20 protein-coding genes, 1 tRNA gene and 1 pseudogene are annotated in these 24261 nt (G+C 74.2%); 12 read left to right on the top strand and 10 right to left on the bottom strand.

Translation table 11 applies throughout. From position 1 onward, the window contains the following. The first annotated feature begins 294 nt into the window (after positions 1–294). Entirely contained in the window at positions 295–1125 is an 831-nt protein-coding gene (gene erm, locus AB0F68_RS18200; RefSeq protein WP_357339257.1) for an ErmE/ErmH/ErmO/ErmR family 23S rRNA (adenine(2058)-N(6))-methyltransferase, read from the top strand. Here erm and AB0F68_RS18205 read toward each other — a convergent pair. Beyond that, the gene (locus tag AB0F68_RS18205; protein ID WP_357339259.1) at positions 1109–1300 is read right to left on the bottom strand and encodes a DUF2795 domain-containing protein; all 192 of its coding nucleotides are present in this window, start codon (positions 1298–1300) and stop codon (positions 1109–1111) included. The genes erm and AB0F68_RS18205 overlap by 17 nt on opposite strands. A gap of 81 nt (positions 1301–1381) precedes the next feature. Between AB0F68_RS18205 and AB0F68_RS18210 the strand changes: the two genes are divergently transcribed. Continuing rightward, positions 1382–2638 carry an erythromycin esterase family protein gene (locus AB0F68_RS18210; protein ID WP_357339261.1) on the top strand — a complete coding sequence of 419 codons (1257 nt, stop codon included), beginning with the start codon at positions 1382–1384 and terminating at the stop codon, positions 2636–2638. A 20-nt stretch (positions 2639–2658) separates the two neighbouring features. Here AB0F68_RS18210 and AB0F68_RS18215 read toward each other — a convergent pair whose 3' ends face one another. From AB0F68_RS18215 to AB0F68_RS18225, 3 genes are all read right to left on the bottom strand, one after another. Next, positions 2659–4839, bottom strand: coding sequence for an MMPL family transporter (locus AB0F68_RS18215; protein ID WP_357339263.1), 2181 nt, complete (start codon positions 4837–4839; stop codon positions 2659–2661). 33 nt (positions 4840–4872) lie between these two features. Further along, positions 4873–5418 carry a helix-turn-helix domain-containing protein gene (locus AB0F68_RS18220; RefSeq protein ID WP_357339265.1) on the bottom strand — a complete coding sequence of 182 codons (546 nt, stop codon included), beginning with the start codon at positions 5416–5418 and terminating at the stop codon, positions 4873–4875. An 80-nt stretch (positions 5419–5498) separates the two neighbouring features. Next, a complete protein-coding gene (locus AB0F68_RS18225; protein WP_357339267.1) occupies positions 5499–5894 on the bottom strand; it encodes a helix-turn-helix domain-containing protein in 396 nt (131 codons plus the stop codon). Between the two features lie 79 nt (positions 5895–5973). Here AB0F68_RS18225 and AB0F68_RS18230 point away from each other — a divergent pair, with 79 nt between their 5' ends. Beyond that, complete coding sequence (locus AB0F68_RS18230) at positions 5974–7515, top strand: DHA2 family efflux MFS transporter permease subunit (RefSeq protein ID WP_357339269.1); 1542 nt, start codon at positions 5974–5976, stop codon at positions 7513–7515. A gap of 339 nt (positions 7516–7854) precedes the next feature. Here the strand turns inward: AB0F68_RS18230 and AB0F68_RS18235 are convergent, their stop codons facing one another. Further along, positions 7855–8343, bottom strand: a complete 489-nt coding sequence (locus tag AB0F68_RS18235; protein WP_357339271.1) for an aminotransferase class I/II-fold pyridoxal phosphate-dependent enzyme — start codon at positions 8341–8343, stop codon at positions 7855–7857. Between the two features lie 133 nt (positions 8344–8476). Then, positions 8477–9256: pseudogene (locus tag AB0F68_RS18240) on the bottom strand (PLP-dependent aminotransferase family protein); the annotation flags it as partial. A gap of 53 nt (positions 9257–9309) precedes the next feature. Between AB0F68_RS18240 and AB0F68_RS18245 the strand changes: the two are divergent. Both AB0F68_RS18245 and ligD read left to right on the top strand, forming a co-directional pair. Beyond that, positions 9310–10098: an isocitrate lyase/phosphoenolpyruvate mutase family protein gene (locus AB0F68_RS18245; RefSeq protein ID WP_357339273.1), complete on the top strand. Its 789-nt coding sequence runs from the start codon at positions 9310–9312 to the stop codon at positions 10096–10098. A gap of 54 nt (positions 10099–10152) precedes the next feature. Further along, positions 10153–11112, top strand: a complete 960-nt coding sequence (gene ligD / locus AB0F68_RS18250) for a non-homologous end-joining DNA ligase (RefSeq protein WP_357339275.1) — start codon at positions 10153–10155, stop codon at positions 11110–11112. Between the two features lie 45 nt (positions 11113–11157). On the opposite strand, the gene AB0F68_RS18255 is transcribed toward ligD, so the two are convergent. The 4 genes from AB0F68_RS18255 to AB0F68_RS18270 form a co-directional block, all read right to left on the bottom strand. Then, a tRNA-Arg gene (locus tag AB0F68_RS18255) sits at positions 11158–11229 on the bottom strand. 73 nt (positions 11230–11302) lie between these two features. After that, a complete protein-coding gene (locus AB0F68_RS18260; RefSeq protein ID WP_357339350.1) occupies positions 11303–11998 on the bottom strand; it encodes a winged helix-turn-helix domain-containing protein in 696 nt (231 codons plus the stop codon). Between the two features lie 180 nt (positions 11999–12178). Beyond that, positions 12179–12850, bottom strand: coding sequence for a DUF305 domain-containing protein (locus AB0F68_RS18265; protein WP_357339277.1), 672 nt, complete (start codon positions 12848–12850; stop codon positions 12179–12181). 10 nt (positions 12851–12860) lie between these two features. After that, positions 12861–13682 carry a DUF3105 domain-containing protein gene (locus AB0F68_RS18270; protein WP_357339279.1) on the bottom strand — a complete coding sequence of 274 codons (822 nt, stop codon included), beginning with the start codon at positions 13680–13682 and terminating at the stop codon, positions 12861–12863. A 98-nt stretch (positions 13683–13780) separates the two neighbouring features. Between AB0F68_RS18270 and argS the strand changes: the two genes are divergently transcribed. The 7 genes from argS (at position 13781) to AB0F68_RS18305 (ending at position 24174) form a co-directional block, all read left to right on the top strand. Then, on the top strand, positions 13781–15445 hold the full coding sequence (argS, locus tag AB0F68_RS18275) for an arginine--tRNA ligase (RefSeq protein ID WP_357339281.1): 1665 nt from the start codon (positions 13781–13783) through the stop codon (positions 15443–15445). Next, positions 15445–16830 (top strand): diaminopimelate decarboxylase, encoded by a 1386-nt coding sequence (lysA, locus tag AB0F68_RS18280; protein ID WP_357339283.1) that lies wholly within the window; start codon positions 15445–15447, stop codon positions 16828–16830. Before argS ends, lysA begins: the two co-directional genes overlap by 1 nt. Next, on the top strand, positions 16827–18137 hold the full coding sequence (locus tag AB0F68_RS18285; RefSeq protein WP_357339285.1) for a homoserine dehydrogenase: 1311 nt from the start codon (positions 16827–16829) through the stop codon (positions 18135–18137). Before lysA ends, AB0F68_RS18285 begins: the two co-directional genes overlap by 4 nt. A gap of 114 nt (positions 18138–18251) precedes the next feature. Next, positions 18252–19301, top strand: a complete 1050-nt coding sequence (thrC, locus tag AB0F68_RS18290; protein ID WP_357339287.1) for a threonine synthase — start codon at positions 18252–18254, stop codon at positions 19299–19301. Between the two features lie 121 nt (positions 19302–19422). After that, on the top strand, positions 19423–22668 hold the full coding sequence (locus AB0F68_RS18295; RefSeq protein WP_357339355.1) for an efflux RND transporter permease subunit: 3246 nt from the start codon (positions 19423–19425) through the stop codon (positions 22666–22668). Positions 22669–22734: 66 nt separating this feature from the next. Beyond that, positions 22735–22920 (top strand): hypothetical protein, encoded by a 186-nt coding sequence (locus AB0F68_RS18300; RefSeq protein ID WP_357339289.1) that lies wholly within the window; start codon positions 22735–22737, stop codon positions 22918–22920. Between the two features lie 9 nt (positions 22921–22929). Further along, entirely contained in the window at positions 22930–24174 is a 1245-nt protein-coding gene (locus AB0F68_RS18305) for an MFS transporter (protein ID WP_357339291.1), read from the top strand. The last annotated feature ends 87 nt before the right edge of the window (positions 24175–24261 follow it).

The following is a 24261-nucleotide window of genomic DNA, read 5'->3' on the forward strand; positions in this document are numbered from 1 at the left end:
ACCGCGCCTGACCTGACCGTCCGCACCGCCGGCCCCTGACCGGGCCAGCGCTGCCGCGCGCCCACGCGCCGCCTGCCCCGATGTGGGGGCCCGGCGGGCGGGGCCGCGCCGCCCGTCGCGGATCGAAGTCATCGCGTGCTCGCCGCCGCCCGCCTCTACGCGGGTCCGGCGGCCCGGTGCCGCGTGCCCGCCGACGTCCAGGGTCGTCCGAGTCCCGATCCGCTCGGACAGACGCTGGCTTCGTCGCGCGCCTGTCCGTTCCCGTCGCCGTCCGGCGACAGACAGGACGATCCCGTGGCGCCCCGCCGAATCCGTACCACCGCACGCGACCGGTCCCGTCGCGTACTCTCCCAGAACTTCCTCGCCGACCCGGCCGCCGTCGCGCGGATGGTCCGGGCGGCCCGCCCCGACCGGCACGACCTGCTGCTGGAGGTGGGCGCCGGGCGCGGCCAGCTGACCCGGCCGCTCGCCACCCGGTGCGGCCGGCTGGTCGCGTACGAGGTCGACCCGGCCGTCCTGCCGGAGCTGGCCGCGGCCTGCGCGGACCTGCCGCACGTCCGGGTCCGGGCGACCGACTTCCTGGCCGCCGTCCCGCCCGACGAGCCGTTCGCGGTGGTCGGCAACATCCCCTGGTCGCTGACCGCCGCCGTGGTCCGCTGGTGCCTCGCCGCGCCCGGCCTGCGGTCGGCCACCCTGCTCACCCAGCTCGACTACGCCCGCAAGCGCACCGGCGACCACGGCCGGTGGAGCCGGCTCACCGTGCTCACCTGGCCCGAGCACCACTGGCGGCTGGCCGGCCGGGTGCCCCGGGGCGCGTTCCGGCCGGTGCCCGCCGCCGACGGCGGAATCCTCCGGCTGGACCGCCGCCCGGAGCCGCTGCTGCCCGCGGCGGCGCTGCCCGCGTACCGGCGGCTTGTGGAGCTGGGCTTCGGCGGGGTCGGCGGCTCGCTGGCCGCCTCGCTGCGCACCGGATACCCCCGCCGGCGGGTCGACGGCGCGCTGCGGGCCGCCCGGATCGCCCCGGACGCCCCCGTCGGGCTGGTCTGGCCCGAACAGTGGCTGGTGCTGTTCCGGCTGCTGCACGCGGTGGACCCCGGGAGGGCAGGGCTCAGACCAGGGTGTTGAGCGCGTCACCCAGCTCGGCGGGGTTGTTGAACTCCTCCGCCGGCAACGCCTTGAGCATCTGCAACATCTCGGTGCTGACGCCGTTCTCCTGGCCCCAGCGGATCAGGTCCGCACGGGAGACCGGGTAGTCGAGCCCGGCCAGGAACTCCTGCAACTGCACCCCGGTGACGGTCATGCCGGCGGGCTACCCGCTGGGCCGGGCGCCATGCCCGCCGGCCTGACCGTTTGCCCGGACGGGTCCCGGGTAGCCGCTGGCATGCTGGTACAGCGGCTCGGCGCGCCGAGCGACTTCGACCCGCTGCTCGAACGCGTCCGGGACGCGCGGATCGTCATGATCGGCGAGGCGACGCACGGCAGCTACGACTACTACCGGCTGCGCGAGCAACTGACCCGGCGGCTCATCGCCGAACAGGGCTTCGACTTCGTCGCGGTGGAGGGGGACTGGCCGGACTGCGACCGGGTGAACTGCTCGGTGGTGGGCGCCCTGGGCGGGCTGGCCGATCCCCAAACCGCGCTGGAACGCTTCGAGCGCTGGCCGACCTGGATGTGGGCCAACGCCGAGGTGGCCCGGTTCTGCCGCTGGCTGCGGGCGTGGAACCTGGAGCGCCCCGAGGGGGAGCGGGCCGGCTTCCACGGGCTGGACGTCTACAGCCTCTGGGAGTCGATGCAGGCCATCTTCGACTACTTGGGCGAGGAGGACCCGGCCTCGCTGGAGGCGGCGCAGGAGGCGTACCGCTGCTTCGAGCCGTACGGCAAGCGGGTCGAGGACTACGGGATGGCCAGCCGCTTCGTCTCGGCCCGCTGTGAGGAGGAGGTGGTCCGGCTGCTGGCGCGTACCCGGGAACAGGCCGCCACCGACGGCGCGGACCGCTTCGCGGCCTGGCAGAACGCGGAGGTGGTGGCCGGCGCGGAGCGCTACTACCGGGCCATGGTGAGCGGCGGCCCGGAGTCCTGGAACATCCGCGACATCCACATGGCCGACACCCTGGACCGGCTGCTCGACCGCTACGGCCCGCAGGCGCGCGGGATCGTCTGGGCGCACAACACCCACGTCGGCGACGCCCGTGCCACCGACATGGCGGCGGACGGGCTGGTGAACATCGGCCAGCTGGGCCGGGAGCGGCACGGCCGCGACGCGGTGGTGCTGGTCGGCTTCGGCAGCTACCGGGGCACGGTGGTCGCCGCGCCGCGCTGGGGCTCGCCCGCCGAGGCGATGACGGTGCCGCCGGCCCGGGAGGGCTCGGTGGAGCGGCGCCTGCACGAGCTGATGCCGGAACGCGCGGTGCTCGTCTTCGGCGGCGAGGACCAGCCGGAGTGGGTGACCGGGACGACCGACCACCGGGCCATCGGGGTGGTCTACGACCCGAGCTTCGAGTCCTGGGGCAACTACGTGCCGACCCGGCTGGGCGAGCGCTACGACTCGTTCATCTGGTGCGACGAGGCGACCGCGCTGCACCCGCTGCCGGCGCTGACCACGCCCGGCGAGATGGAGACCTACCCGGCCGGCGTCTGACCGGCCGGGCAGGTCCCCGATCACACCTGGGCGGGCTCGCGCTCGGCGAGGTGGGCGCGCAGGCCCTCGCCCTCGACGTCCACGTTGGGCAGGATCCGGCCGAGCCAGCGCGGGAGCCACCAAGCGGCGTTGTCGAGCAGCGACATCACCGCCGGAACGATGGTCATCCGGACCACGAACGCGTCGATGGCGACGCCGATCGCGAGCGCGAAGCCCATCGACTTGATGACCGGGTCGTCCAGGAAGACGAAGCCACCGAACACCGAGATCATGATCAGCGCGGCGGCGGTGACCACCCGGGCGCCGTGGCCCATGCCGTTGATGGTGGCCTGCCGGGCGGTGTCGCCGTGCACGAAGTCCTCGCGCATCCGGGAGACCAGGAAGACCTCGTAGTCCATGGCCAGTCCGAACAGGATGCCGATGAGCAGGATCGGCAGGAAGCTGACCAGCGGGCCCGGGGTGTCGAGCCCGACCAGGTCGGCCAGGTGGCCCTGCTGGAAGACCGCGACCGTGATGCCGAAGGTGGCCGCCACGGTGAGCAGGAAGCCCAGCGCCGCCTTCACCGGCACCAGGATCGACCGGAACACCAGCATCAGCAGCAGCACCGACAGGCCCACCACCAGCAGCAGGTAGACCGGGAGCGCGTCGGAGAGCTTCTCCGACACGTCGATGCCGATCGCCGTGACACCGGTCAGCAGCACGTCGACGTTCTGGATGCCGCCGACCTGCGCGCGGATGTCGTGCACCAGCGTCTCGGTGGCCGCGTCGGTCGGCCCGGTCTTCGGAATCACCCCGAGCAGCGCGGTGCGGCCGGTCTGGTCGAGCTGCGGCGGGGCCACCGCCAGCACCCCGTCGGTCTTCTGGATCAGCGCGGTGACCTGCGGCAGGGCGGCCCGGGTGGCCTGCGGCGAGTCGGCCGTGACGACCACCGCGAGCCGGCCGGTGAAGCCGGGACCGAAGCCCTCCCGGATCAGGTCGTTGCTGGCCCGGGCCGGGGTGCCCTCGGCGGCGGTGGCCGCGTCCGGCAGCGCCAGCCGCATATCCTGGGCGGGCACGGCGAGCAGGCCGAGACCGAGCAGGCCGACCAGGATGACCGGGATGCGCAGCCGGGTCACCCAGTGCGCCCAGCGGAAGCCGAAGCCCGACCGGTCCTCCGAGCCGGTGGCCGGGGAGGCCACCGCGTCCCGCCCGCGCAGCTTGCGGGGGAGCACCTTGCGGCCGGCGAAGCCGAGCAGGGCCGGGGCCAGCGTGATGGCCACCAGCACGGCCACGGTGACGGTGCCGGCGGCGGCCAGGCCCATCACGGTGAGGAAGGGGATGCCCACCACGGCCAGGCCGGCGAGCGCGACCACGACGGTGGCGCCGGCGAAGACCACGGCGGAGCCGGCGGTGCCGACCGCCCGGCCGACCGCCTCCTCGGGGGACAGCCCGTCGAGCAGGTTCTGCCGGTGCCGGGAGGTGATGAAGAGCGAGTAGTCGATGCCGACCGCGAGGCCGAGCATGAGGGCCAGGATCGGCGCGGTGCTGGTCAGTTCGACCGCGCCGCTGAGCGCGTACAGGCCGGCCATGCCGACGCCGACGCCGATCAGCGCGTTCAGCATGGTCATGCCGGCCGCGACCAGCGAGCCGAAGGTGAGGATCAGGACGATCGCCGCGACCAGCACACCGAGCGCCTCGGTGGAGCCGACCTCCGGCTCGGCGTTCAGCACCTCACCGCCGGGGGCGATCTGCCAGCCCTGCGCCTCGGCCTGCGCGCCGACCTTCTCGTACGCGTCGCGCTGGGCGTCGGTCACGTCGTCGGCCCGGCCCTGGAACTGCACCTGGATCAGCGCGTACCGGCCGTCCGGGGTCAGCGCCTGCGCCTGGTACGGGTCGACCGCGCCGACCACCCCGGGCAGCGTGGCCGCCTCCTGGGTGACCTGCTTGACGACCGCCCGCCCCTCGGGCGTGGTGAGCTGGCCGGCCTGGGGCGCCTTGACCGCGATGGTGCCGGTGGCGCCGCTGGCCGCCGGGAACCGGTCGGCGAGCAGGTCGATCGCCTTCTGCGACTCGGTGCCCGGCATGGTGAAGTTGCTCGCCGTCGGGCCCTTCAGCGTGGCCGCGGCGAGGCCGAGGCCGACGAGTACGACGAGCCACACGACGGCGACGAGTCGCCGTCGGCGCAACGATGCCCGGCCGAGCCGGTACAGCAGGGTCGCCATGAGGTTTCCTTGTCCTCGGGGTCGGAACGGGGATCAGGTGACGGGTTCGAGGGCCCGCCGGACCACGGCCAGCAGGGCGGGTCGCAGTTCGTCGTCGGGGATGTCGATGAACTCGGCGCAGGTCTCGGCGATGCCGGCGAGCACCACGAACGCGGCGATCCGTGCGGAGGGCCGGTCGGAGTGGCCGGCGAACGCCGCGATGAGCCGTTCGGAGATCTGCTGGATGTGCGTGAACGCGGGCTGCTGGAGCAGGTCGGGGAACTCGCCCCGAAGCAGCGCGATCTCCCGCCGGAAGCGCACCGCCAGGTCGACGAAGCCCTCGCCGGCGATCTGCTGGGCGGCAGCGCCGGTGGTGCCGGCGAGCCGGGCGTCGAGTGCCTCCAGCACCGTGATCGCGGGTGCCATCAGCTCGCAGAGCAGGGCTTCCTTGTTGGCGAAGTGGTAAAGCACGGTCGCCTTGGAGCAGCCCACCGCCCGGGCGATGTCCTGGAGCGAGGTGCCCTTGTAGCCGGTGACGGCGAAGCGTCGCGCCGCCGCCGCGAGGATCTCGCTGTGGGTCTCCGGTACCGCTCGAGCCATGCCCTCCAGCATGCCTGACCGATCGGTCAGCACCTGACCGATCGGTCAGACGGATTGCGTGGCCTTCACCACAGGGGTGCTCAGCCGGCCGGCGCGCCGTGCTCCCGGTCGTACGCCGCCCGCGCCGCGCTGATCCCCTCGCGGTGCCGCTCCGCCCACCGGGTCAGCGCCACCAGCGACTCGTAGAGCTCCTGGGCCATCGGGGTGGCGGTGTACTCGACCCGGGGCGGCACGGTGGGGTGGACGTGGCGGTGCAGCAGGCCGTCCCGCTCCAGGTTGCGCAGGGTCAGCGTGAGCATGCGGCGGCTGATCCCCTCCACCTGCCGCTCCAGCTCGGTGAAGCGGATCGGCCCCTGGGACGCGGCGATCAGGATGCCGATGCTCCACTTGCCGCCCACCCGGTCCAGCGCCTCCCGCACGGTGCAGGCCCGCGCCTGCTCGGCCTGGATGGACACACACCTGTTCCCCTGGGACATCAAAGTGCCTCCTTCCGCTCCGCCTCATGGTCACAGACGATGGCCTCAGTAACAAACCGTGCACCAAGGAGGCGTTCCGATGACGGGGACCAACCGCTGGCCCGCGCTGCTCGTGCTCTGCGCCGGCAGCCTGATGATCATTTTGGACGGCAGCATCGTCGCCGTGGCGCTGCCGGCCGTCCAGGCCGACCTCGGCTTCCCGGCCGCCGGACTGGCCTGGGTGGTGAACGCGTACCTGGTCGCCTTCGGCGGGCTGCTCCTCCTCGCCGGGCGGCTCGGCGACCTGCTCGGCCGGCGGCGGGTCTTCCTGGCCGGGGTCGCGCTGTTCACCCTCGCCTCGCTGCTCTGCGCGGTCGCCACCGGGCCGGGGGCGCTGGTCGCCGCCCGGTTCGCGCAGGGCGTCGGGGGCGCGCTCACCACCGCGGTCAGCCTCGGCATGATCGTCCGGACCTTCCCCGAGCCGGCCGAGCGGGCCCGGGCCATCGCCGTGTTCAGCTTCACCGGCGCCGCCGGCGCCTCGCTGGGCCTGCTCGTCGGGGGCGTCCTCACCGACCTGGCCGGCTGGCGGTCGATCTTCCTGATCAACCTGCCGATCGGCGTGGCGATCGTGGCCGGCGCCGTACGCCTGATCGCGCCGGACCGCGGCCCCGGGCTGCGGGCCGGGCTGGACCTGCTCGGCGCAGTGCTGGCCACGGCCGGGCTGATGGCCGCGGTGCTGGCCATCGTCGGCGCCGGCGAGCACGGCTGGACCTCGCCGCGCACCCTCGGCGCGGGCGCGCTCGCCGCGGCGCTGCTCGCCGGTTTCGCCGCCCGGCAGCGGCGCGCCGCCACCCCACTGCTGCCGCCCCGGGTGCTGCGCGCGCCCGGCTTGGTCGCCGCCAACGTCACCCAGTTCCTCATGGTGGCCGCCTATTTCGGCTTCCAGTTCCTGCTCGCCCTGCACCTACAACTCGTCCTCGGGCTGGACCCGGCCGCCACCGGCTTCGCCTTCCTGCCCACCCCGCTGGCGATCGCGGCCGTCTCGCTGGGGCTGGCCGGGCGGCTGATGGCCCGGTTCGGCGCCCGCACCGTTCTGGTCGCCGGGCTGGTGCTCGCCGTGGCCGGATTCCTGCTGCTGGCCCGCCTCCCGGTGGCGGCCGGTTACGCCGCCGACGTGCTCCCGGCGCTGCTGGTCTTCGGCGTCGCGGGCGGGCTCACCCTGCCGGCGGTCACCACCCTGGCCATGGCCGGCGCGGAGCCCGCCGACGCCGGGCTCGCCTCCGGGCTGGCCAACACCACCCAGCAGGTCGGCGGGGCGCTCGGGCTGGCGGCGCTGGCCACCCTGGCGGCGAGCCGCACCGACGCGCTGCGCGCCGCCGGCACCGACCAGGTCGCCGCCCTCGCCCTCGGCTACCGGTCCGCCTTCGCGGTCGCCGCCGCCCTGGTCACCGCCGCCCTGCTGGTCGCCCTCCTCACCGCCCGGCCCACCCGCCGCCCCAGCCCCGCCGCGCTCCCCACGCCCGCCGCGCTCCCGAACGCGACCGCGCTCCCGAGCCCCGCCGCGCTCCCAAGCCCCGCCGCGCACCCCACCCCTGCCGCGCAGCCTGCCGGAGCAAGCACCGTGACCTGCCCCGCCCACTGACTCCTCGGGCGTCGATGCCCCCTCCGCAGGTGCCGCGAGCGAATCTTGGCAAGTTGCCGTTCGTGACGAACGGAAACTCGCCAAGATCGAGCGGGTACTGAGCCCGGGGCGTCATGGACGCGGCGGCGGGGTCACCTTCGCCCGCTACGAACTTGATGTCGTGGATGAATCGGCCGGACCCTGGCCGGGCCGGGCCGGACCCTGGCCGGTCCGGGCGGGGGCAGGGCGGCTGGCGGCACGGTGAGTCGTTCACAACATCAAGTTCGTAGTCGGCCGGGAGTCACACCGGGCCGGCACCAGGAGAGCGGCAGTGCCGGGTGCTCCGCCGCGCCCCACCGGTCAGGCGTCGAGGTCGCGCAGCACGCCGGCCAGCAGGTCCACCGCGGCCGGGTAGGCGTGCGCGGGCGGGCGGGCGTAGCCGACCACCAGGCCGGGAGGTCCGCTCTCCGGCTGGTGCCGGTGCATCGCCAGCCCGCCTACGGCGAGCCCGCGCGCGGCGGCCGCAGCCAGCACCGCCCCCTCGGTCGGGCCGCCCGGTCGCAGGTGGACGGTGGCGTGCAGGCCGGCCGCCACCCCGGCCACGGCCGACCGGTCGCCCAGCCGGTTCAGCAGCAGGTCCCGCCGCTGCCGGTAGCGGCGCCGGACGGTGCGGACCTGCCGGTCGTAGCCGTGGTCGCCGATCAGCTCGGCGAGCGCGAGCTGGCCGATCGTCTCGCTCTGCAGGTCCAGGTGGCGCTTGGCCTCCACCACCGGCTCCACAAGGCGGGCCGGCAGCACCAGCCAGGCCAGCCGCAGCGCCGGTCCGAGCGTCTTCGCCGCCGTGCCCACGTACGCGACCTGCTCGGGGGCCGGTGCCCTGGACCGCGCCGACGGGCTGCCGGTCGTAGCGGAACTCGCCGTCGTAGTCGTCCTCGATCACCAGGCCGCCGGTGGCCCGGGCCCACTCGGCCAGTGCGTGCCGGCGGGCCGGGTGCAGGGTCACCCCGGTCGGGAACTGGTGCGCCGGGGTCACCACGGCGGCCCCCACCCGGGCCAGCGGCCCGGCGCCGAGCAGGTCGGTGCGGGCGCCGAGCCCGTCCACCGGCAGCGGCAGCACGGTGCCGCCGTGCCGGCGGACCACCTCCCGGTGGAACGCCAGTCCGGGGTCCTCCATGGCCACCGTCGGGGTGCCGGCGTCCCGGAGCACGCCGGTGAGCAGCACCAGGGCCTGGACGTAGCCGGTGGTGACCACGATCCGTTCCGGGTCGGCCAGCACGCCCCGCGCCCGCCCCAGGTAGCCGGCGAGCGAACGGCGCAGCTCCGGACGGCCGCGCGGATCGCCGTAGCCGTACGCCTCGGCGGGCGCGACGGCCAGCGCCCGCCGGGTGGCCCGCAGCCAGGCAGTGACCGGGAAGAGCCCGACGTCGGGGCTGCCGGGGCGCAGGTCGTACCGGAAGGTCGGGGCCCCGGGCGGCGGCGCGGCCGGCGGCGGCGCGGCCCGGCGCAGCCCGCTGACCTCCGTGCCCGCGCCGATCCCGGCGACCAGCCAACCCTCGGCGACCAGCTGGTCGTAGGCGGCGCTCACCGTGCCCCGGGACAGGCCCAGCTCGGCGGCGAGGGTGCGGGTGGCCGGCAGCCGGGTGGCCGGCGCGAGCCGGCCGTCGCGGATGGCGTCCCGCAGCGCCCGTTCCAGCCCGGCCCGCCGGCCGCCGCTGGCGTCCAGCTCCAGGTGCAGGTCGACGCCGAGATCGGCCCAGTCCATCGGCACGGAATTGGAGCTTACGGGCGGGCCGCCGGCGCGGCGACACTGAGCGCATGACCGAGCTGAGCCGGCGGGCCGCCGCGCTGCGCGCGCTGCACCGCCCCGGGGAGCCGCTGATCCTGCCGAACGCCTGGGACCCGGGGTCCGCCCGGGCCGTGGCCGCGGCGGGCTTCCCGGCCGTCGCCACCAGCAGCGCCGCGGTCGCCGAGTCGCTCGGCCACGCCGACGGCGAGGCCACGCCGGTGGCCGAGATGTTCGCCGCGGTCGCCCGGATCGCCGCCGCGGTGCCGGTCCCGGTCACCGCCGACCTGGAACGGGGGTACGCGCTGCGCCCGGCCGAGCTGGTCGAGCGGCTGCTGACGGCCGGGGCGGTGGGCTGCAACATCGAGGACTCCGACCCGCGTACCGGGGCGCTGCACGACGTCGAGGAGCAGGCCGACCTGCTGGCCGGGATCCGGGCGGCCGCCGGGGCGGCGGGTGTCGACCTGGTGCTCAACGCCCGGGTCGACGTGCACCTGCGGGCGTACGGGCCGGCGTCGGGGCGGCTCGCCGAGGCGGTGCGCCGGGCCCGCCGCTACCGGGCGGCCGGGGCCGACAGCGTCTACCCGATCCTGCTGGCCGACCCGGCGCAGATCCGCGATCTCGTCGCCGAGGTGGACGCTCCGGTCAACGTCATGGCCCGGCCCGGCGCGCCCGGCCCGGCGCGCCCGCACCGGCCGAGCTGGCCGCACTCGGCGTGGCCCGGATCAGCTTCGGCTCCGGCGTGTGCGCGGCCGCCCGCGCCCGCGCCGCCGAGCTGCTCGCCACCGTCCGCGCCGGCGGCGACCCGTTCGGGATCCTGACCCGCGTCGCCGCGTCGGGTCGCCGGATACCGGCCGGGACGGCAGGATGGGCGGATGGGCGCCGCTGACGAGACCCGGGACGGGGTGTCGCTGACCAACCTGGACCAGCCGCTGTTCGACGGGGCCGGGGCCACCAAGCGCGACCTGGTCGACTACCTGGACGCGGTCCACGAGCGGATCCTGCCCGGGTTGCGGGACCGGCCGCTGTCGGTGGTCCGGGTACGGCCCGGCCAGGACCCGTTCATGCAGAAGAACCTGCCGAAGTACACGCCGGACTGGGTGCGCCGCACCTCGGTCTGGGCGGAGGCCTCGCACCGCAGCATCTCGTACGCCCTCTGCGACGACCGGCGGACCCTGCTCTGGTTCGCCAACCAGCGGGCGGTCGAGTACCACCCGACGCTCGGCCACGCCGGCCATCCCGAGCACCCCACCCACCTGGTGCTCGACCTGGACCCGCCGCCGGGCGACTCGTTCGGCATGGCGGCCCGCACCGCGCTGCTGGTCCGGCAGGCGCTGACCGACGCCGGGCTGAGCGGGGCGGTGAAGACCAGCGGGGCCAAGGGCCTGCACGTCATCGTGCCGGTGGACCCGGCGACCACCGCCGAGGAGGCCGCCGCGGCGACCCGGGCCCTCGCCGCCCGCGCCGAACGGCTCGACCCGGCCCTGGCCACCACCGCCTTCATCGTCCAGGACCGGGGCGGCCGCGTCTTCGTCGACTCCACCCGGTCGTACGGGGCCACGGTGGTGGCCGCGTACAGCCCGCGGATCCGGCCCGGCACGACGGTGTCGTACCCGGTCGGCTGGGCCGATGTCGAGGCGGTGACGCCGGCCGAGTTCACCGTGCGGACGGTGCCGGCGCTGCTCGGCGACCGGGACCCGTGGGCGGAGGCGCTGCCGGCGCCGCAGCGGCTCCCGGAGGAGCTGGTTGCCGAGGGGCGGGCCATCCCGGTGGCCCGGGTGCAGGCCATGCACGAGGGGAAGCGCCGCGCGAAGGCCCGCCGCGAGGCCGGCTGACATGCGAAGAAGCCCGGGCCAGCGGCCCGGGCTTCTTCGTGTCTGTGCCCCCGGCAGGATTCGAACCTGCGCCCCCGCCTCCGGAGGGCGGTGCTCTATCCCCTGAGCTACGGGGGCTCAGCGACCCGAGAAGAGTAGCAAACGCCTTCCCGGAACACCGAATCGGCACCCGCGCGCCGATTGTCGCGGATCAGGCGGCGGCCACGGGACGACCGCAGCTCGGCAGCGGGTGCAGCACGATCCGCCGGGGCAGGCGGCGGGGCCACTCGTTGCGCGGCCAGGAACCGTCGACGATCAGGTGCACCGTGCGCTCCTCGGCGCCGCTGAGCCGCAGCACGAAGTCGCGGGGGAGCGGCGGGTCGACCGTGGGAGTCGTGATCATGAAGCGGACCCGGCCGCGGGACGAGACCGCGGAGATCACGTCGGCCGCCGGCATGGTGCCGCGCAGGCGTACCCGGCCGATCCAGTAGACCTCCGCGGCGTGCTCCTGGGCGGCCCGGGTGATCGTCGGGTACTCGCTGCGTACCCAGCGCTCGACCGCGCCGACGCAGAGCCCGCAGGCCCGCTCCCGGGGCTCCCGCGGACCTAACCCCCAGGCCCGCAGGTACGCCCCGACGGTGCCGGCGTCCATGGTCAGCTCGAACTTGCGCTCGATCAGGGTGGTCAGGCTCTGTCGCGTCCAGAGCTCCTCGTCCAGGCCGAACTCGTCGGGGTGGACGCCCCGCAGCACGTCGATCAGTTCGAGTTCCTGTTCGCGACTGAGCGTTCCCGGCTCGCCCTGCCGCAGTCCGCGACGGACGGCTGCCACCGCCCCGTCACCGCCGATGGTGTGGCGTCGGCACCAGCTGGTCACCGACCGCCCTGCGTCTCTGAGTGCAACCCCCACGTCCTGCGCAACGAGCCCGAATCGCAACTGGTCACGATATGTATGGAGAAAAGTCTCCAAGCCGTGCAATGGGTTGTTCAACCCAAAACGTTACAAACCGGCATAACGGGCGTCATCGGGGTCTGGGTACGCGAAAGGCCCGCGTCGCGCATGACGCGGGCCCTTCGGTCCGAACGGGTGCTACAGGCTGCCGCCGAGGCGCTTGAGCGCCGCCGACAGGTTGGCCAGGTCGGTCTGCTGGGTGTTCTTCATGACCTGGGCGACCGCCAGCACGTCGTCGTCGTGCCCCTGGTCGAGGATCCCGTCGATCATGTGCACCCCGCCGACGTGGTGCCGGATCATCATCTGCAGGAACAGCACGTCGAACTCGTGCCCGGTGGCCGCCCGCAGCTTCGCCATCTCCTCCGGCGTGGCCATGCCGGGCATCAGCCCGTTCTTCACCGCGCCCGCGCCCTCCGGCATCCAAGCCATCGGCGGCCGGTCGCCGGTCGGGTCCAGCTGCCACGACCGCAGCCAGGTCTGCATGGTGCCGATCTCGCCCTGCTGGCCGGTGGCGATGTCGCCGCCGATCTGCCGCACCTCCGGGTCCTGGCCCTGCCGGAACGCCAGCAGGCCCATCGCCACCGCCTGCGAGTGGTGGGCGGTCATGTCCCGGGCGAAGCCCGCCTCCGGCGAGTTCTCGCCGGGGCGGGTGAGCGTCGGGGTGAGCAGGCCGCCCGCGTACCCGAGGAGGAGCCCGACCACGACGGCGGCGGCCAGGGCCAGGACGCCGAAGCGGCGCACGCCCGGCCGGCCACCCTCGTCGGCCGGGGCCTCGTCGCGCTCGGTGTCCGCGGTCACCGGAGCGGTCATCGCGGCGTCCTCACTGCGTCGGCTGCTCGGGCATGTTGTTGCCGAGGTTGTCCCGCGGGGTGGTGCCGGTGGCGGTGACGCCCTGGTCGCAGAGCGCGGTCGGGCCCTCGACCGAGGCGTTCACCCGAAGGGTCTTGATGAACTCGTCGATCCGGCTGTCGTCGGCGTTGTCGACCTTGAGCTGGAAGCCCCAGGCCTGCAGCGAGATCGGCTTGTCCAGCCCCTCGAACGGGCTGAGCATCAGCTTCTCCTTGCCCTGCACCTTGGCCTTGAGCTTCGCCACCTGGTCGGCGGGCAGGTCGGGGCGGTAGGTGATCCAGACCGTGCCGTGCTCCAGGCTGTGCACCGCGTGCTCGTTGGCGATCGGGGCGTCGTAGACGTCGCCCATGCAGTTCTGCCAGGCCTGGTTGTGCGGGCCACCGACCGGCGGGAGGACGTCGTACTTGATCGGGCCCGGCTGGTGCTGGCCGCCCTTGACCAGGTCCTTGTCCTTCTTGCGGAAGTCGACGATGCCGTTGATCGCGTCGGCCCGGTCCTGCCAGGGCTGCGAGCCCCGGTAGACCGCCCACGCGCCGACGCCGATGATGCCGACGGCAAGCACGCCAACCGCGACGAACAGGGCGATCGGACCCCAGGAGCGACCCTGGCTCACCTTCACCGGGGTGACCGGCTTGCGGCCCTTGCCGCCGGTCTGCCGCGTGGCGCCCTTGCCGGCCCCCGCCTTGCCGTCGGCGGGCTTGTCGGCAGCCGCGGGCCGGCCGGCGGCCGGCTTCTTGCCGGTGCTGACCACGGTCGGGCGGCGCTCTGGGCCGCCCGGGGTGCTGATGCTCATCGTGCCTCGTCAGGTCGGTCGGTCAGGGGAGCCGCGGGCCGGTTCACATGCTGGGTCGCCGCCGCGGGGACCGAGTCTACCCCCGATAACATGGTTCGGTGACTCCCGCAGAACTCGCCGAGGTCGTCCTCGCCGCAGCCCACGCCGTCTTCGAGGACCGGGGCCTGGATCGCTCCGCGCTGCCCGCGCAGACCACCGTCGAGCGACCCCGCAACCCCGAGCACGGCGACTACGCCTCGACGCTGGCGCTGCAGCTCAGCAAGAAGGTCGGGGTGCCCCCGCGGGACCTGGCCGCCGCGCTCGCCGACCAGCTCGGCAGGGCTGCGGGGATCAAGTCGGTGGAGATCGCCGGCCCGGGCTTCCTGAACATCCGGCTCGACGCGGCCGCCGCCGGCCAGCTCGCCAAGGTCATCGTCGAGGCCGGCCCGGCGTACGGCCGCAGCGACACCCTCGCCGGCCAGCGGATCAACCTGGAGTTCGTCTCGGCGAACCCGACCGGCCCGGTGCACATCGGCGGGGTCCGCTGGGCGGCGGTCGGCGACGCGCTCAGCCGGCTGCTCCGCGCCACCGGCGCCGACGTCGGCACCGAGTACTACTTCAACGACGCCGGCTCCCAGATCGACCGGTTCGCCCGCTCGCTGCTCGCCGCCGCCCAGGGCCAGCCGGCCCCGGAGGACGGCTACGGCGGCGCGTACATCGCGGAGATCGCGGCCGAGGTGGTCAAGCGCCGGCCCGAGGTGCTGGACCTGGCCGAGCGCGCCGCCCAGGAGGTGTTCCGGGTCGAGGGCGTCGAGCTGATGTTCGCCGAGATCAAGTCGTCGCTGCGCGACTTCGGCGTCGAGTTCGACACCTACTTCAACGAGAAGGACCTGCACGAGCGGGGCGAGCTGGACAAGGCGCTCGACCGGCTGCGTGAGCAGGGCCACCTCTACGAGTCCGAGGGCGCGACCTGGCTGCGCACCACCTACTTCGGCGACGACAAGGACCGGGTGCTGCGCAAGTCCAACGGCGAGTGGACCTACTTCGCCGCCGACTGCGCCTACTACCTGGACAAGCGCGAGCGCGGCTTCGAGCGCGTGGTGATCATGCTGGGGGCCGACCACCACGGCTACATCGGCCGGATGAAGGCCATGGCCGCCTGCTTCGGCGACGACCCGGACCGCAACCTCGAGATCCTCATCGGTCAGCTGGTCAACCTGCTCCGCGACGGCGCCCCGGTGCGGATGAGCAAGCGGGCCGGCACCGTGGTCACCCTGGAGGACCTGGTCGACGCGATCGGCGTGGACGCCTCCCGGTACGCGCTGGCCCGCTACTCCAGCGACTCCCCGATCGACATCGACGTGGAGCTGTGGACCCGGGCCACCCGCGACAACCCGGTCTACTACGTGCAGTACGTCGCCGCCCGGACGGCCAGCGTCGGGCGCAACGCCGCCGAGGTCGGGCTGACCCGGGGCGAGGCCGCCGACTTCCACGCCGAGCTGCTCTCCCACGAGAAGGAGAACGAGCTGCTCAAGGAGCTGGCCGCGTTCCCGTCGGTGGTGGCCGCCGCGGCCGAGCTGCGCGCCCCGCACCGGCTCTCGCACTACCTGGAGGACCTGGCGCAGGCCTACCACCGGTTCTACGACAACTGCCGGATCCTGCCCCGCGGCGACGAGGAGGTCACCGACCTGCACCGGGCCCGGCTCTGGCTGAACGACGCCACCCGGGTGGTCATCGCCAACGGCCTGCGCCTGCTCGGCGTCTCGGCCCCGGAGCGGATGTAATGCGCGCGCACGAGGCCGGTGCCCTGCACGGCGACATCGGCAACCGGGGGCCGGCCTGGCTGCGTACCCCGGTCGACGTCAACGACCTGGTCCCGCTGCTGTGGCCGCGCAACGTGGCGCGCGGCGCGGGCGGCGCGCTGGCGGTCGCCGGCCTGGACGTCCGCGAGCTGGCCGCCGAGTTCGGCACCCCGGTGTACGTGCTGGACGAGGACGACCTGCGCTCGCGCTGCCGCGAGTTCCGGGCCGCCTTCCCGGACGCCGACGTCTACTACGCCGGCAAGGCGTTCCTCTGCCGCGCGGTGGTCCGGATGATCGCCGAGGAGGGCCTGTTCCTCGACGTCTGCACCGGAGGCGAGCTGGCCACCGCGCTGTCGGCCGGGATGCCGCCCGAGCGGATCGGGTTCCACGGCAACAACAAGTCCGTGGCCGAGCTGACCCGGGCCGTGGACGCCGGGGTGGGCCGGATCATCGTCGACTCGTTCGCCGAGATCGACCGGCTCACCGCGCTGGCCCGCGAGCGCGGGGTGAGCCCGAAGGTGCTGATCCGGGTGACCGTCGGCGTGGAGGCGCACACCCACGAGTTCATCGCCACCGCGCACGAGGACCAGAAGTTCGGCTTCTCCCTCGCGGGCGGGGCGGCCGCGGCGGCCGCCTTCAAGATCCTCGACGAGGGCGTGCTGGAGCTGCGCGGGCTGCACTCGCACATCGGCTCGCAGATCTTCGACGCCAGCGGCTTCGAGGTCTCCGCCCGCCGGGTGCTCGCCCTCCAGGCGCAGATCCGCGACGCGCGCGGGGTGGAGCTACCCGAGCTGGACCTCGGCGGTGGCTTCGGCATCGCCTACACCACCCAGGACGACCCGGCCGCGCCGCACGAGCTCGCCAAGCGGTTGCGCAAGATCGTCGACGGGGAGTGCGCGGCGGAGAAGCTGGCCGTGCCGCACCTGTCCATCGAGCCGGGCCGGGCCATCGTCGGACCCGCCGTGTTCACCCTCTACGAGGTCGGCACGGTGAAGGACGTCGACGGCATCCGCACCTACGTGAGCGTCGACGGGGGGATGAGCGACAACATCCGCACCGCCCTCTACGACGCGTCCTACTCGGCGACGGTGGCCAACCGGGTCTCGGCCGCGGAGCCGATGCTCGCCCGCGTGGTGGGAAAGCACTGTGAGTCCGGGGACATCGTGGTGAAGGATGAATTCCTGCCCGCCGACGTGCAGCCCGGAGATCTTGTCGCGGTGCCCGGCACCGGGGCCTACTGCCGGAGCATGGCCAGCAACTACAACCATGTCCCGCGGCCCCCGGTCGTCGCCGTCCGCGACGGTCGCGCCCGGCTGATCGTCCGCCGGGAGACCGAAGACGACCTGCTCGCATTGGATGTGGGATGACCTCACCCGTTCGCTTGGCGCTGCTCGGCTGCGGCACGGTGGGCAGCGACGTGGTGCGGCTGCTGCACGAGCAGTCGGCCGACCTCGCCGCCCGGATCGGCGCCCCGGTGGAGATCGCCGGCATCGCCGTCCGCCGGGTCGGCCGGGACCGCGGCGACCTGCCGGTCGACCCCGCCCTGTTCACCAGCGACCCGCTCGGCCTGATCAAGCGGGACGACGTGGACGTGGTGGTGGAGGTCGTCGGCGGGATCGAGCCGGCCCGCACCTGGCTGGTCGAGGCGCTGCGCGCCGGCAAGAGCGTGGTCACCGCCAACAAGGCGCTGCTCGCCGAGGACGGCGCGACCCTGCACGACGCGGCCGCCGAGGGTGGCGCGGACCTCTACTACGAGGCCAGCGTCGCCGGGGCCATCCCGTTGCTGCGCCCGCTGCGCGAGTCGCTGCACGGAGACCGGATCAACCGGGTCACCGGCATCGTCAACGGCACCACCAACTTCATCCTCTCCGCCATGGACGCCACCGGCGCCGGCTTCGCCGAGGCCCTCGAGGAGGCCACCGAGCTGGGCTACGCCGAGGCCGACCCGACGGCCGACGTGGAGGGCTTCGACGCGGCGGCCAAGGCCGCCATCCTCGCCTCGCTGGCGTTCCACACCCGGGTCACGGCCGCCGACGTGCACCGCGAGGGGATCACCGAGGTGACCGCCGCCGACGTGGCCAGCGCCAAGGCCATGGGCTGCACCATCAAGCTGCTCTGCATCGCCGCCCGGGGCGCCGACGCGGCGGGCCGCGAGACGGTCAGCGTCCGGGTGCACCCGGCGATGATCCCGCTGACCCACCCGCTGGCCGGCGTCGGCGACGCGTTCAACGCGGTCTTCGTCGAGGCCGAGGCGGCCGGGCAGCTGATGTTCTACGGCCGGGGCGCCGGCGGCGCGCCGACCGCCAGCGCGGTCCTCGGCGACGTGGTGGCGGTGGCCCGCAACCGCCTCGCCGGGGTGCACGCGGCCAGCGAGTCGGCGTACGCGGACCTGGCGGTGCGGCCGATGGGCGAGGCGCTCACCCGCTACCACATCAGCCTGGACGTGGCCGACCGGCCGGGTGTGCTCGAGGCGGTGGCCGGGGTCTTCGCCCGGCAGGAGGTCTCCATCGCCACCGTGCGGCAGGGCCCGGCCGGTGGCGGCCCCGACGCCGAGCTGGTCATCGTGACCCACGTGGCGCCGGATGCCGCGCTCGCGGCCACCGTCGGCGAGCTGCGCGGTCTGGACATCGTCCGCTCGGTGACGAGCGTGCTGCGGGTCGAGGGCGGGGCGTAGCCGCCCGTCCCGCCTGATGGTTAAGGGGAGGTGTGCCGGCGGCCGGTCGGGAAGGCTGGTCCACGCTGGTAGGAGCCCCCGCGCGACCGGGGCGGCAGAGGCGAGGAGGGCGACATGTGGCGGGGTCTGATCGAGACGTACCGGGACCGGCTGCCGGTCACCGACGCGACTCCCGTCGTCACCCTGCACGAGGGGAACACGCCGCTGCTGCCGGCGCCGGTGCTCTCCGCCCGGGTCGGCGCCGAGGTGTGGCTCAAGGTCGAGGGGGCGAACCCGACCGGCTCGTTCAAGGACCGGGGCATGACGGTCGCCGTCTCCAAGGCGGTCGAGGCCGGTGACAAGGCGATCATCTGCGCCTCCACCGGCAACACCAGCGCCTCCGCCGCCGCGTACGCGGCCCGCGCCGGGATCACCTGCGCGGTGCTGGTGCCGCAGGGCAAGATCGCGCTGGGCAAGCTGGCCCAGGCGCTGGTGCACGGCGCGAAGCTGCTCCAGGTGCAGGGCAACTTCGACGACTGCCTGGCGCTGGCCGGCAAGCTCGCCCAGGACTACCCGGTCGCGCTGGTCAACTCGGTCAACATCGACCGGCTGCACGGGCAGAAGACCGCCGCGTTCGAGATCGTCGAGGCGCTCGGCGACGCACCCGACATCCACTGCCTGCCGGTGGGCAACGCGGGCAACATCTCCGCCTACTGGATGGGCTACTCGGAGGACCTGCGCGACGGCAACGCCACGAAGGCCCCGAAGATGTATGGGTTCCAGGCGGCCGGCGCGGCCCCGATCGTCACCGGGCAGGTGGTGCCGGAGCCGTCCACCATCGCCACCGCGATCCGGATCGGCAACCCGGCGAGCTGGACCAAGGCGATCGACGCCCGGGACGCCTCGGGCGGGCTGATCTCGGCGGTCACCGACCGGGAGATCCTCTCGGCGTACCGGCTGCTGGCCCGCGAGGTCGGGGTCTTCGTCGAGCTGGGCAGCGCGGCCAGCGTGGCCGGCCTGCTCCAGCAGGCCGCCGCCGGCCGGGTGCCGGCCGGCGGCACCGTGGTCTGCACGGTGACCGGTCACGGCCTCAAGGACCCGGAGTGGGCCATCTCCACGGCGCCCGCCCCGGTGACGATCGCCAACGACGCCCTCGCCGCCGCCCGCTCCCTCGACCTGGTCTGACCGGCCCGCGCCGGGCCGGAGCGGGCGCCGTCACGCCGGCCGGGGCAGTGCGTGGGAGCGTGATCGCGTGCGGCAGACTCTGGGCACCCCGTACACCCCTTTCCCGGAGTGGGTAACGCCGATGTCGCTGCTCGCCAGATTCAGTCTCGCCAACCGGGGCCTGATCGCCCTCATCGCGCTGGTGACCACGGCGTTCGGGGCGTTCGCCGTGCCGTCGCTGAAGCAGCAGCTGCTGCCGTCGCTGGAGTTCCCCGCCGCGTTCATCGTGGCGCCGTACCCGGGCGCCGCGCCGGAGATCGTCGAGTCCCAGGTCGCCGAGCCGATCGAGAACAGCCTCCAGGGCATCCCGGGGCTGGAGAAGGTCACCTCGACCTCGCGCGAGGGCGCCGCGACGGTCCAGGTGCAGTACGCGTTCGGCACCGACCTGGACGACGTGGTCAACAAGATGCAGACCGCGCTGAGCCGGATCGACGCCCAGCTCCCCGAGGGCGTCGATCCGCAGGTGATCGCCGGCAGCACCGACGACCTGCCCGCCGTGGTGGTCGCCGCGACCGGCGGCGGCGACGAGCAGGCCCTGGCCGAGAAGCTGCGCACCACCGTCGTACCCGAGCTGGAGGGGCTGGACGGGGTCCGCACCGTCGACGTGACCGGCGCCCGCGACCAGGTCGTGACGATCGTTCCCGACCCGGCGAAGCTGGCCGCGGCCCGGCTGGCTCCGACCGCGATCGCCCAGGCGCTGAAGACCAACGGCGTGGCGGTGCCGGCCGGCGCGGTGACCGACGGCGGCCGCTCGCTGCCGGTGCAGGTCGGCACCCCGATCCGCACCGTGGACGACCTGCGCGGGATCGTGCTCAGCACCGCCCCCGCCGCCCCGGTACGCCTCGGCGACGTGGCCCGGGTGGAGCAGCAGCTCGCCCCAGCCACCGCCTTCACCCGCACCAACGGCAAGCCCAGCCTCGGCATCGCCGTCACCGCCTCGCCGGACGGCAACGCGGTGGGGATCTCGCACGACATCCGCGACCGCCTGGCCGAGCTGGAGGCCGCCTCCGGCGCCGACCTGACCGTGGTCTTCGACCAGGCTCCGTTCGTCGAGCGGTCCATCGAGAGCCTCACCACCGAGGGCCTGCTCGGCCTGCTGATGGCGGTCGTGGTGATCCTGGTCTTCCTGCTCTCGGTCCGTTCCACCGTGGTCACCGCGGTCTCCATCCCGCTGTCGGTGCTGGTCGCGCTGATCGTGCTCTGGGCCGGTGACTACTCGCTGAACCTGCTCACCCTCGGCGCGCTGACCATCGCCGTCGGCCGGGTGGTCGACGACTCGATCGTGGTGCTGGAGAACATCAAGCGGCACCTGGAGTACGGCGAGCCGAAGCGGGACGCCATCCTGGCCGCGGTCCGCGAGGTGGCCGGCGCGGTCACCGCCTCCACCCTCACCACGGTCGCCGTGTTCGCGCCGATCGCCCTGGTGGGCGGCTTCGTCGGGCAGCTCTTCGCGCCGTTCGCGATCACCGTGACGGTGGCCCTGCTCGCCTCGCTGCTGGTCTCGCTGACCGTGATCCCGGTGCTGGCGTACTGGTTCCTCAGGCCGCCGCGCGGTGGGGTCGACGAGGCCGCCGCCCGGCACGCCGCCGCGGCGAAGGAGCTGCGCAGCCCGCTGCAGCGGGCGTACCTGCCGGTGATCGGCTTCGCCACCCGGTCCCGGCGCACCCGCTGGGCGACCGTGGCGCTGGGCCTGCTGGTGCTCTTCGGCACCTTCGGCCTGGCCCAGAAGCTGGAGACCAACTTCCTGGACGACTCGGGCCAGGACACCCTCGCCATCCAGCAGGAGCTGCCGGCGGGCACCGGGCTGACCGGCACCGACCAGGCCGCGGCGCGGGTCGAGGAGATCCTTCGGCGTACGCCGGGGGTCGCGACCTACCAGGTCAGCGCGGGCGGCGGCGACAACCCGTGGGCGGGCGGCGGCAACGACAAGGCCTCCTGGTCGGTGGCGCTCACCGGCGACACCGACGCGGCGGAGGTCCGCGAGAAGCTGCGCAAGGAGTTCGACGCGCTCGGCCCGGAGGCGGGCGAGGTGACCTTCGGCGGCGGGCAGAACGCCGGCGCCAACCAGCTCGAGGTGGTCGTGCAGGCCGCCGACCAGGAGACGCTGACGCGGGCCGCCGAGGCCGTGCGGGACGCGATGGCCGGCACGCCGGGCGTCGAGGACGTCACCACCGGCCTGGCCACCCGGGTCCCGCGGGTGGAGGTGACCGTGGACCGGGTCGCCGCGGCCCGGGCCGGGCTGACCGAGGCCGCGGTCGGGCAGGTCGTCGCGCAGGCGTACCGGGGGGCGCCGCTCGGCCAGGTCACCCTGGACGGCACCCCGCAGAACGTGGTGCTGAGCACCGGGGCCCGGCCGCCGCTGAGCGTGGCCGAGCTGCGGGCGCTGCCGGTCGGCCGGGTGAAGCTGGACGACATCGCCGACGTCAACCAGGTCGAGGGCCCGCAGCAGGTGATCCGGATCGACGGTGAGCGGAGCGTGTCGGTGACCGGCTCGGCCACCGGCTCGAACCTCGGCGCCACCACCCAGGAGCTGCAGAAGAAGCTGGACGCGCTGGACGTGCCGGGCGCGACGTTCGTCATCGGCGGCGTCAGCGCGGACCAGGCCGACGCCTTCGCCGACCTGGGGCTGGCCGTGCTGGCCGCGATCGCGATCGTCTTCCTGATCATGGTGGGCACGTTCCGCAGCCTGACCCAGGCGCTGATCCTGCTGATCTCCGTGCCGTTCGCGGCGACCGGCGCGATCGGGTTGCTGCTGCTCACCGGGACCCCGCTGGGCGTGCCGGCGCTGATCGGCGTGCTCATGCTGGTCGGCATCGTGGTGACCAACGCGATCGTGCTGCTCGACCTGATCAACCAGTACCGCGGGCAGGGCATGGACGTGACCGAGGCGGTGGTCGAGGGCGGCCGGCGCCGGCTCCGGCCGATCCTGATGACCGCGGTCGCCACCGTGTTCGCGCTGCTGCCCATGGCATTCGGCCTGACCGGTGAGGGCGGCTTCATCTCCAAGCCGCTGGCCGTCGTGGTGATCGGCGGACTGCTCAGCTCGACGCTGCTGACGCTGATCCTGGTGCCGACGCTCTACACGATGGTGGAGCGCACCAAGGAGTCCTTCCGGGAGCGCCGGGCCCGCCGGCGCGGCACCCCGGTGTCCGTCGAGCCGGTGGCGCCGACCCTGGTGACCGTCGGGGGCCCGGCCGAGGCCGCCGCCCCGGTCGCCGAGCCGCCGGCCCGCCCGGTGCCGTCGGCCGCGCTGGTCGACGGTACGGACCAGTTCGAGGTGCTGCGCCTGCCGAAGACCCGCCGCTCCCCGCTCCCGCCCGGGGAGTAGTCGCCAGCTCCCGGAGAGGGTGGCCGTCCCGTGCCGGACGGCCACCCTCTCCCTGTTCCGGGGACGGTGGCCGCCGCCGCGGACGGGTACGTTGAGTGCGATGGTCGAGGGGAGTACCCGGACGACCCGGCCGGGCACGCCCGGCGCATCGTGGCCGACGTGCGGATCACCGGGCTGCGGGCCCGGGGCTACACCTTCGTCACCGTCTCCGACCTGCTGAGCCGCGCTGCCGTCCTGGGAGCGGCCCGATAGGGTTCCGGCGTGTCACCCACCGTCTCGGTCCTCGTCCGCAACCGCGACTTCCGCAACCTCTTCCTCGCCGAACTGGTGGTCTTCGGCGCCGACTGGTTCGTCATGGTGCCGCTGCTGGTGCTCCTGCCGGCGCTGACCGGCAGCGGGGTGTGGGGCGCGCTGGTGCTCGCCGTGGACACCGGCATGACCGCCCTGCTGCTCCCGTACACCGGCACGATCGCCGACCGGTTCGACCGCCGGAAGATCATGATGGCGGCCAACCTCGCCGCGCTGGCCGGCATCCTGCTGCTGCTCGGCGTCCGCAGCGCCGGCACGGCCTGGCTGGCGCTGGTGTCGATCGCCGCCGTGGCGGTGGCGAAGGCGTTCTACTCGCCGGCCGCCCAGGCCGCCCTGCCCAACGTGCTCGACCCGGCCGACCTGGCCGCCGGCAACGCGATCGCCGGCTCGGCCTGGGGCACCATGACCGTGGTCGGCGCCTCGCTCGGCGGCATGCTCAGCGCCGCCGCCGGCCCGTACGCCAGCTTCTGGGTGGCGGCGGTGGCCCTGGCCGGGGCGGCGGGCCTGGCGGCGCTGATCCGCCGGCCGTTGCAGGCCCCCCGCGACCCGGCGGCGGTCGTCCCGCGCACCTGGCCGGCGATCCGCGAGGCGCTGGGCTACATCGCCCACCGGCCACGGGTGCTCGCCCTGGTCACCGTGAAGTCGGCGGTCGGCCTGGGCAACGGCGTGCTGACCGTCTTCCCGCTGCTCGCCGGGCTGTACGGGGTCGGCGCGGTCGGCACCGGCCTGCTCTTCGCCTCCCGGGGCGCCGGCGCGCTGGTCGGCCCGATCCTGATGCGCCGGGTGCTCAGCAACCGGGCCTGGCTGCTCACCGGCCTCGCCCTGTCCATGTCCCTCTACGGCCTGGCCTACCTCGGCGTCTCGGTGGTGGGCTGGTTCCCGCTGGTGCTGGTGCTGGTCTTCCTGGCCCACCTGGGCGGCGGCAGCAACTGGGTGCTCTCCAACTTCGCCCTCCAGGGCGAGGTGCCGGACCGGTTGCGCGGCCGGGTCTTCGCCACCGACATGATGCTGGCGACGCTGGCCATCTCGATCAGCCAGCTGGTCGTGGCGCTGGTGGTCGATGCGGTCGACGAGCGCACCGTGCTGGCCGGCTGCGGCCTGGTCACGCTGGTCTACGCGGTGGGCTGGCGGTTCGCCACCCGGCGGCTGTCGCTCACCGATCCGGTCGAGGAGGCGGCGCCCAGCCGCACCCCGTGACCGCGGCGCGGGACGGTCGCCGAGGTGGACGTCGTTCCCACGGTCCGGGCGAACCGGCGCGGGGTCGCCACCGCGCCCTAGCATGAG

Source organism: Micromonospora sp. NPDC023966, assembly GCF_040639095.1.
Classification (GTDB): Bacteria; Actinomycetota; Actinomycetes; order Mycobacteriales; family Micromonosporaceae; genus Micromonospora.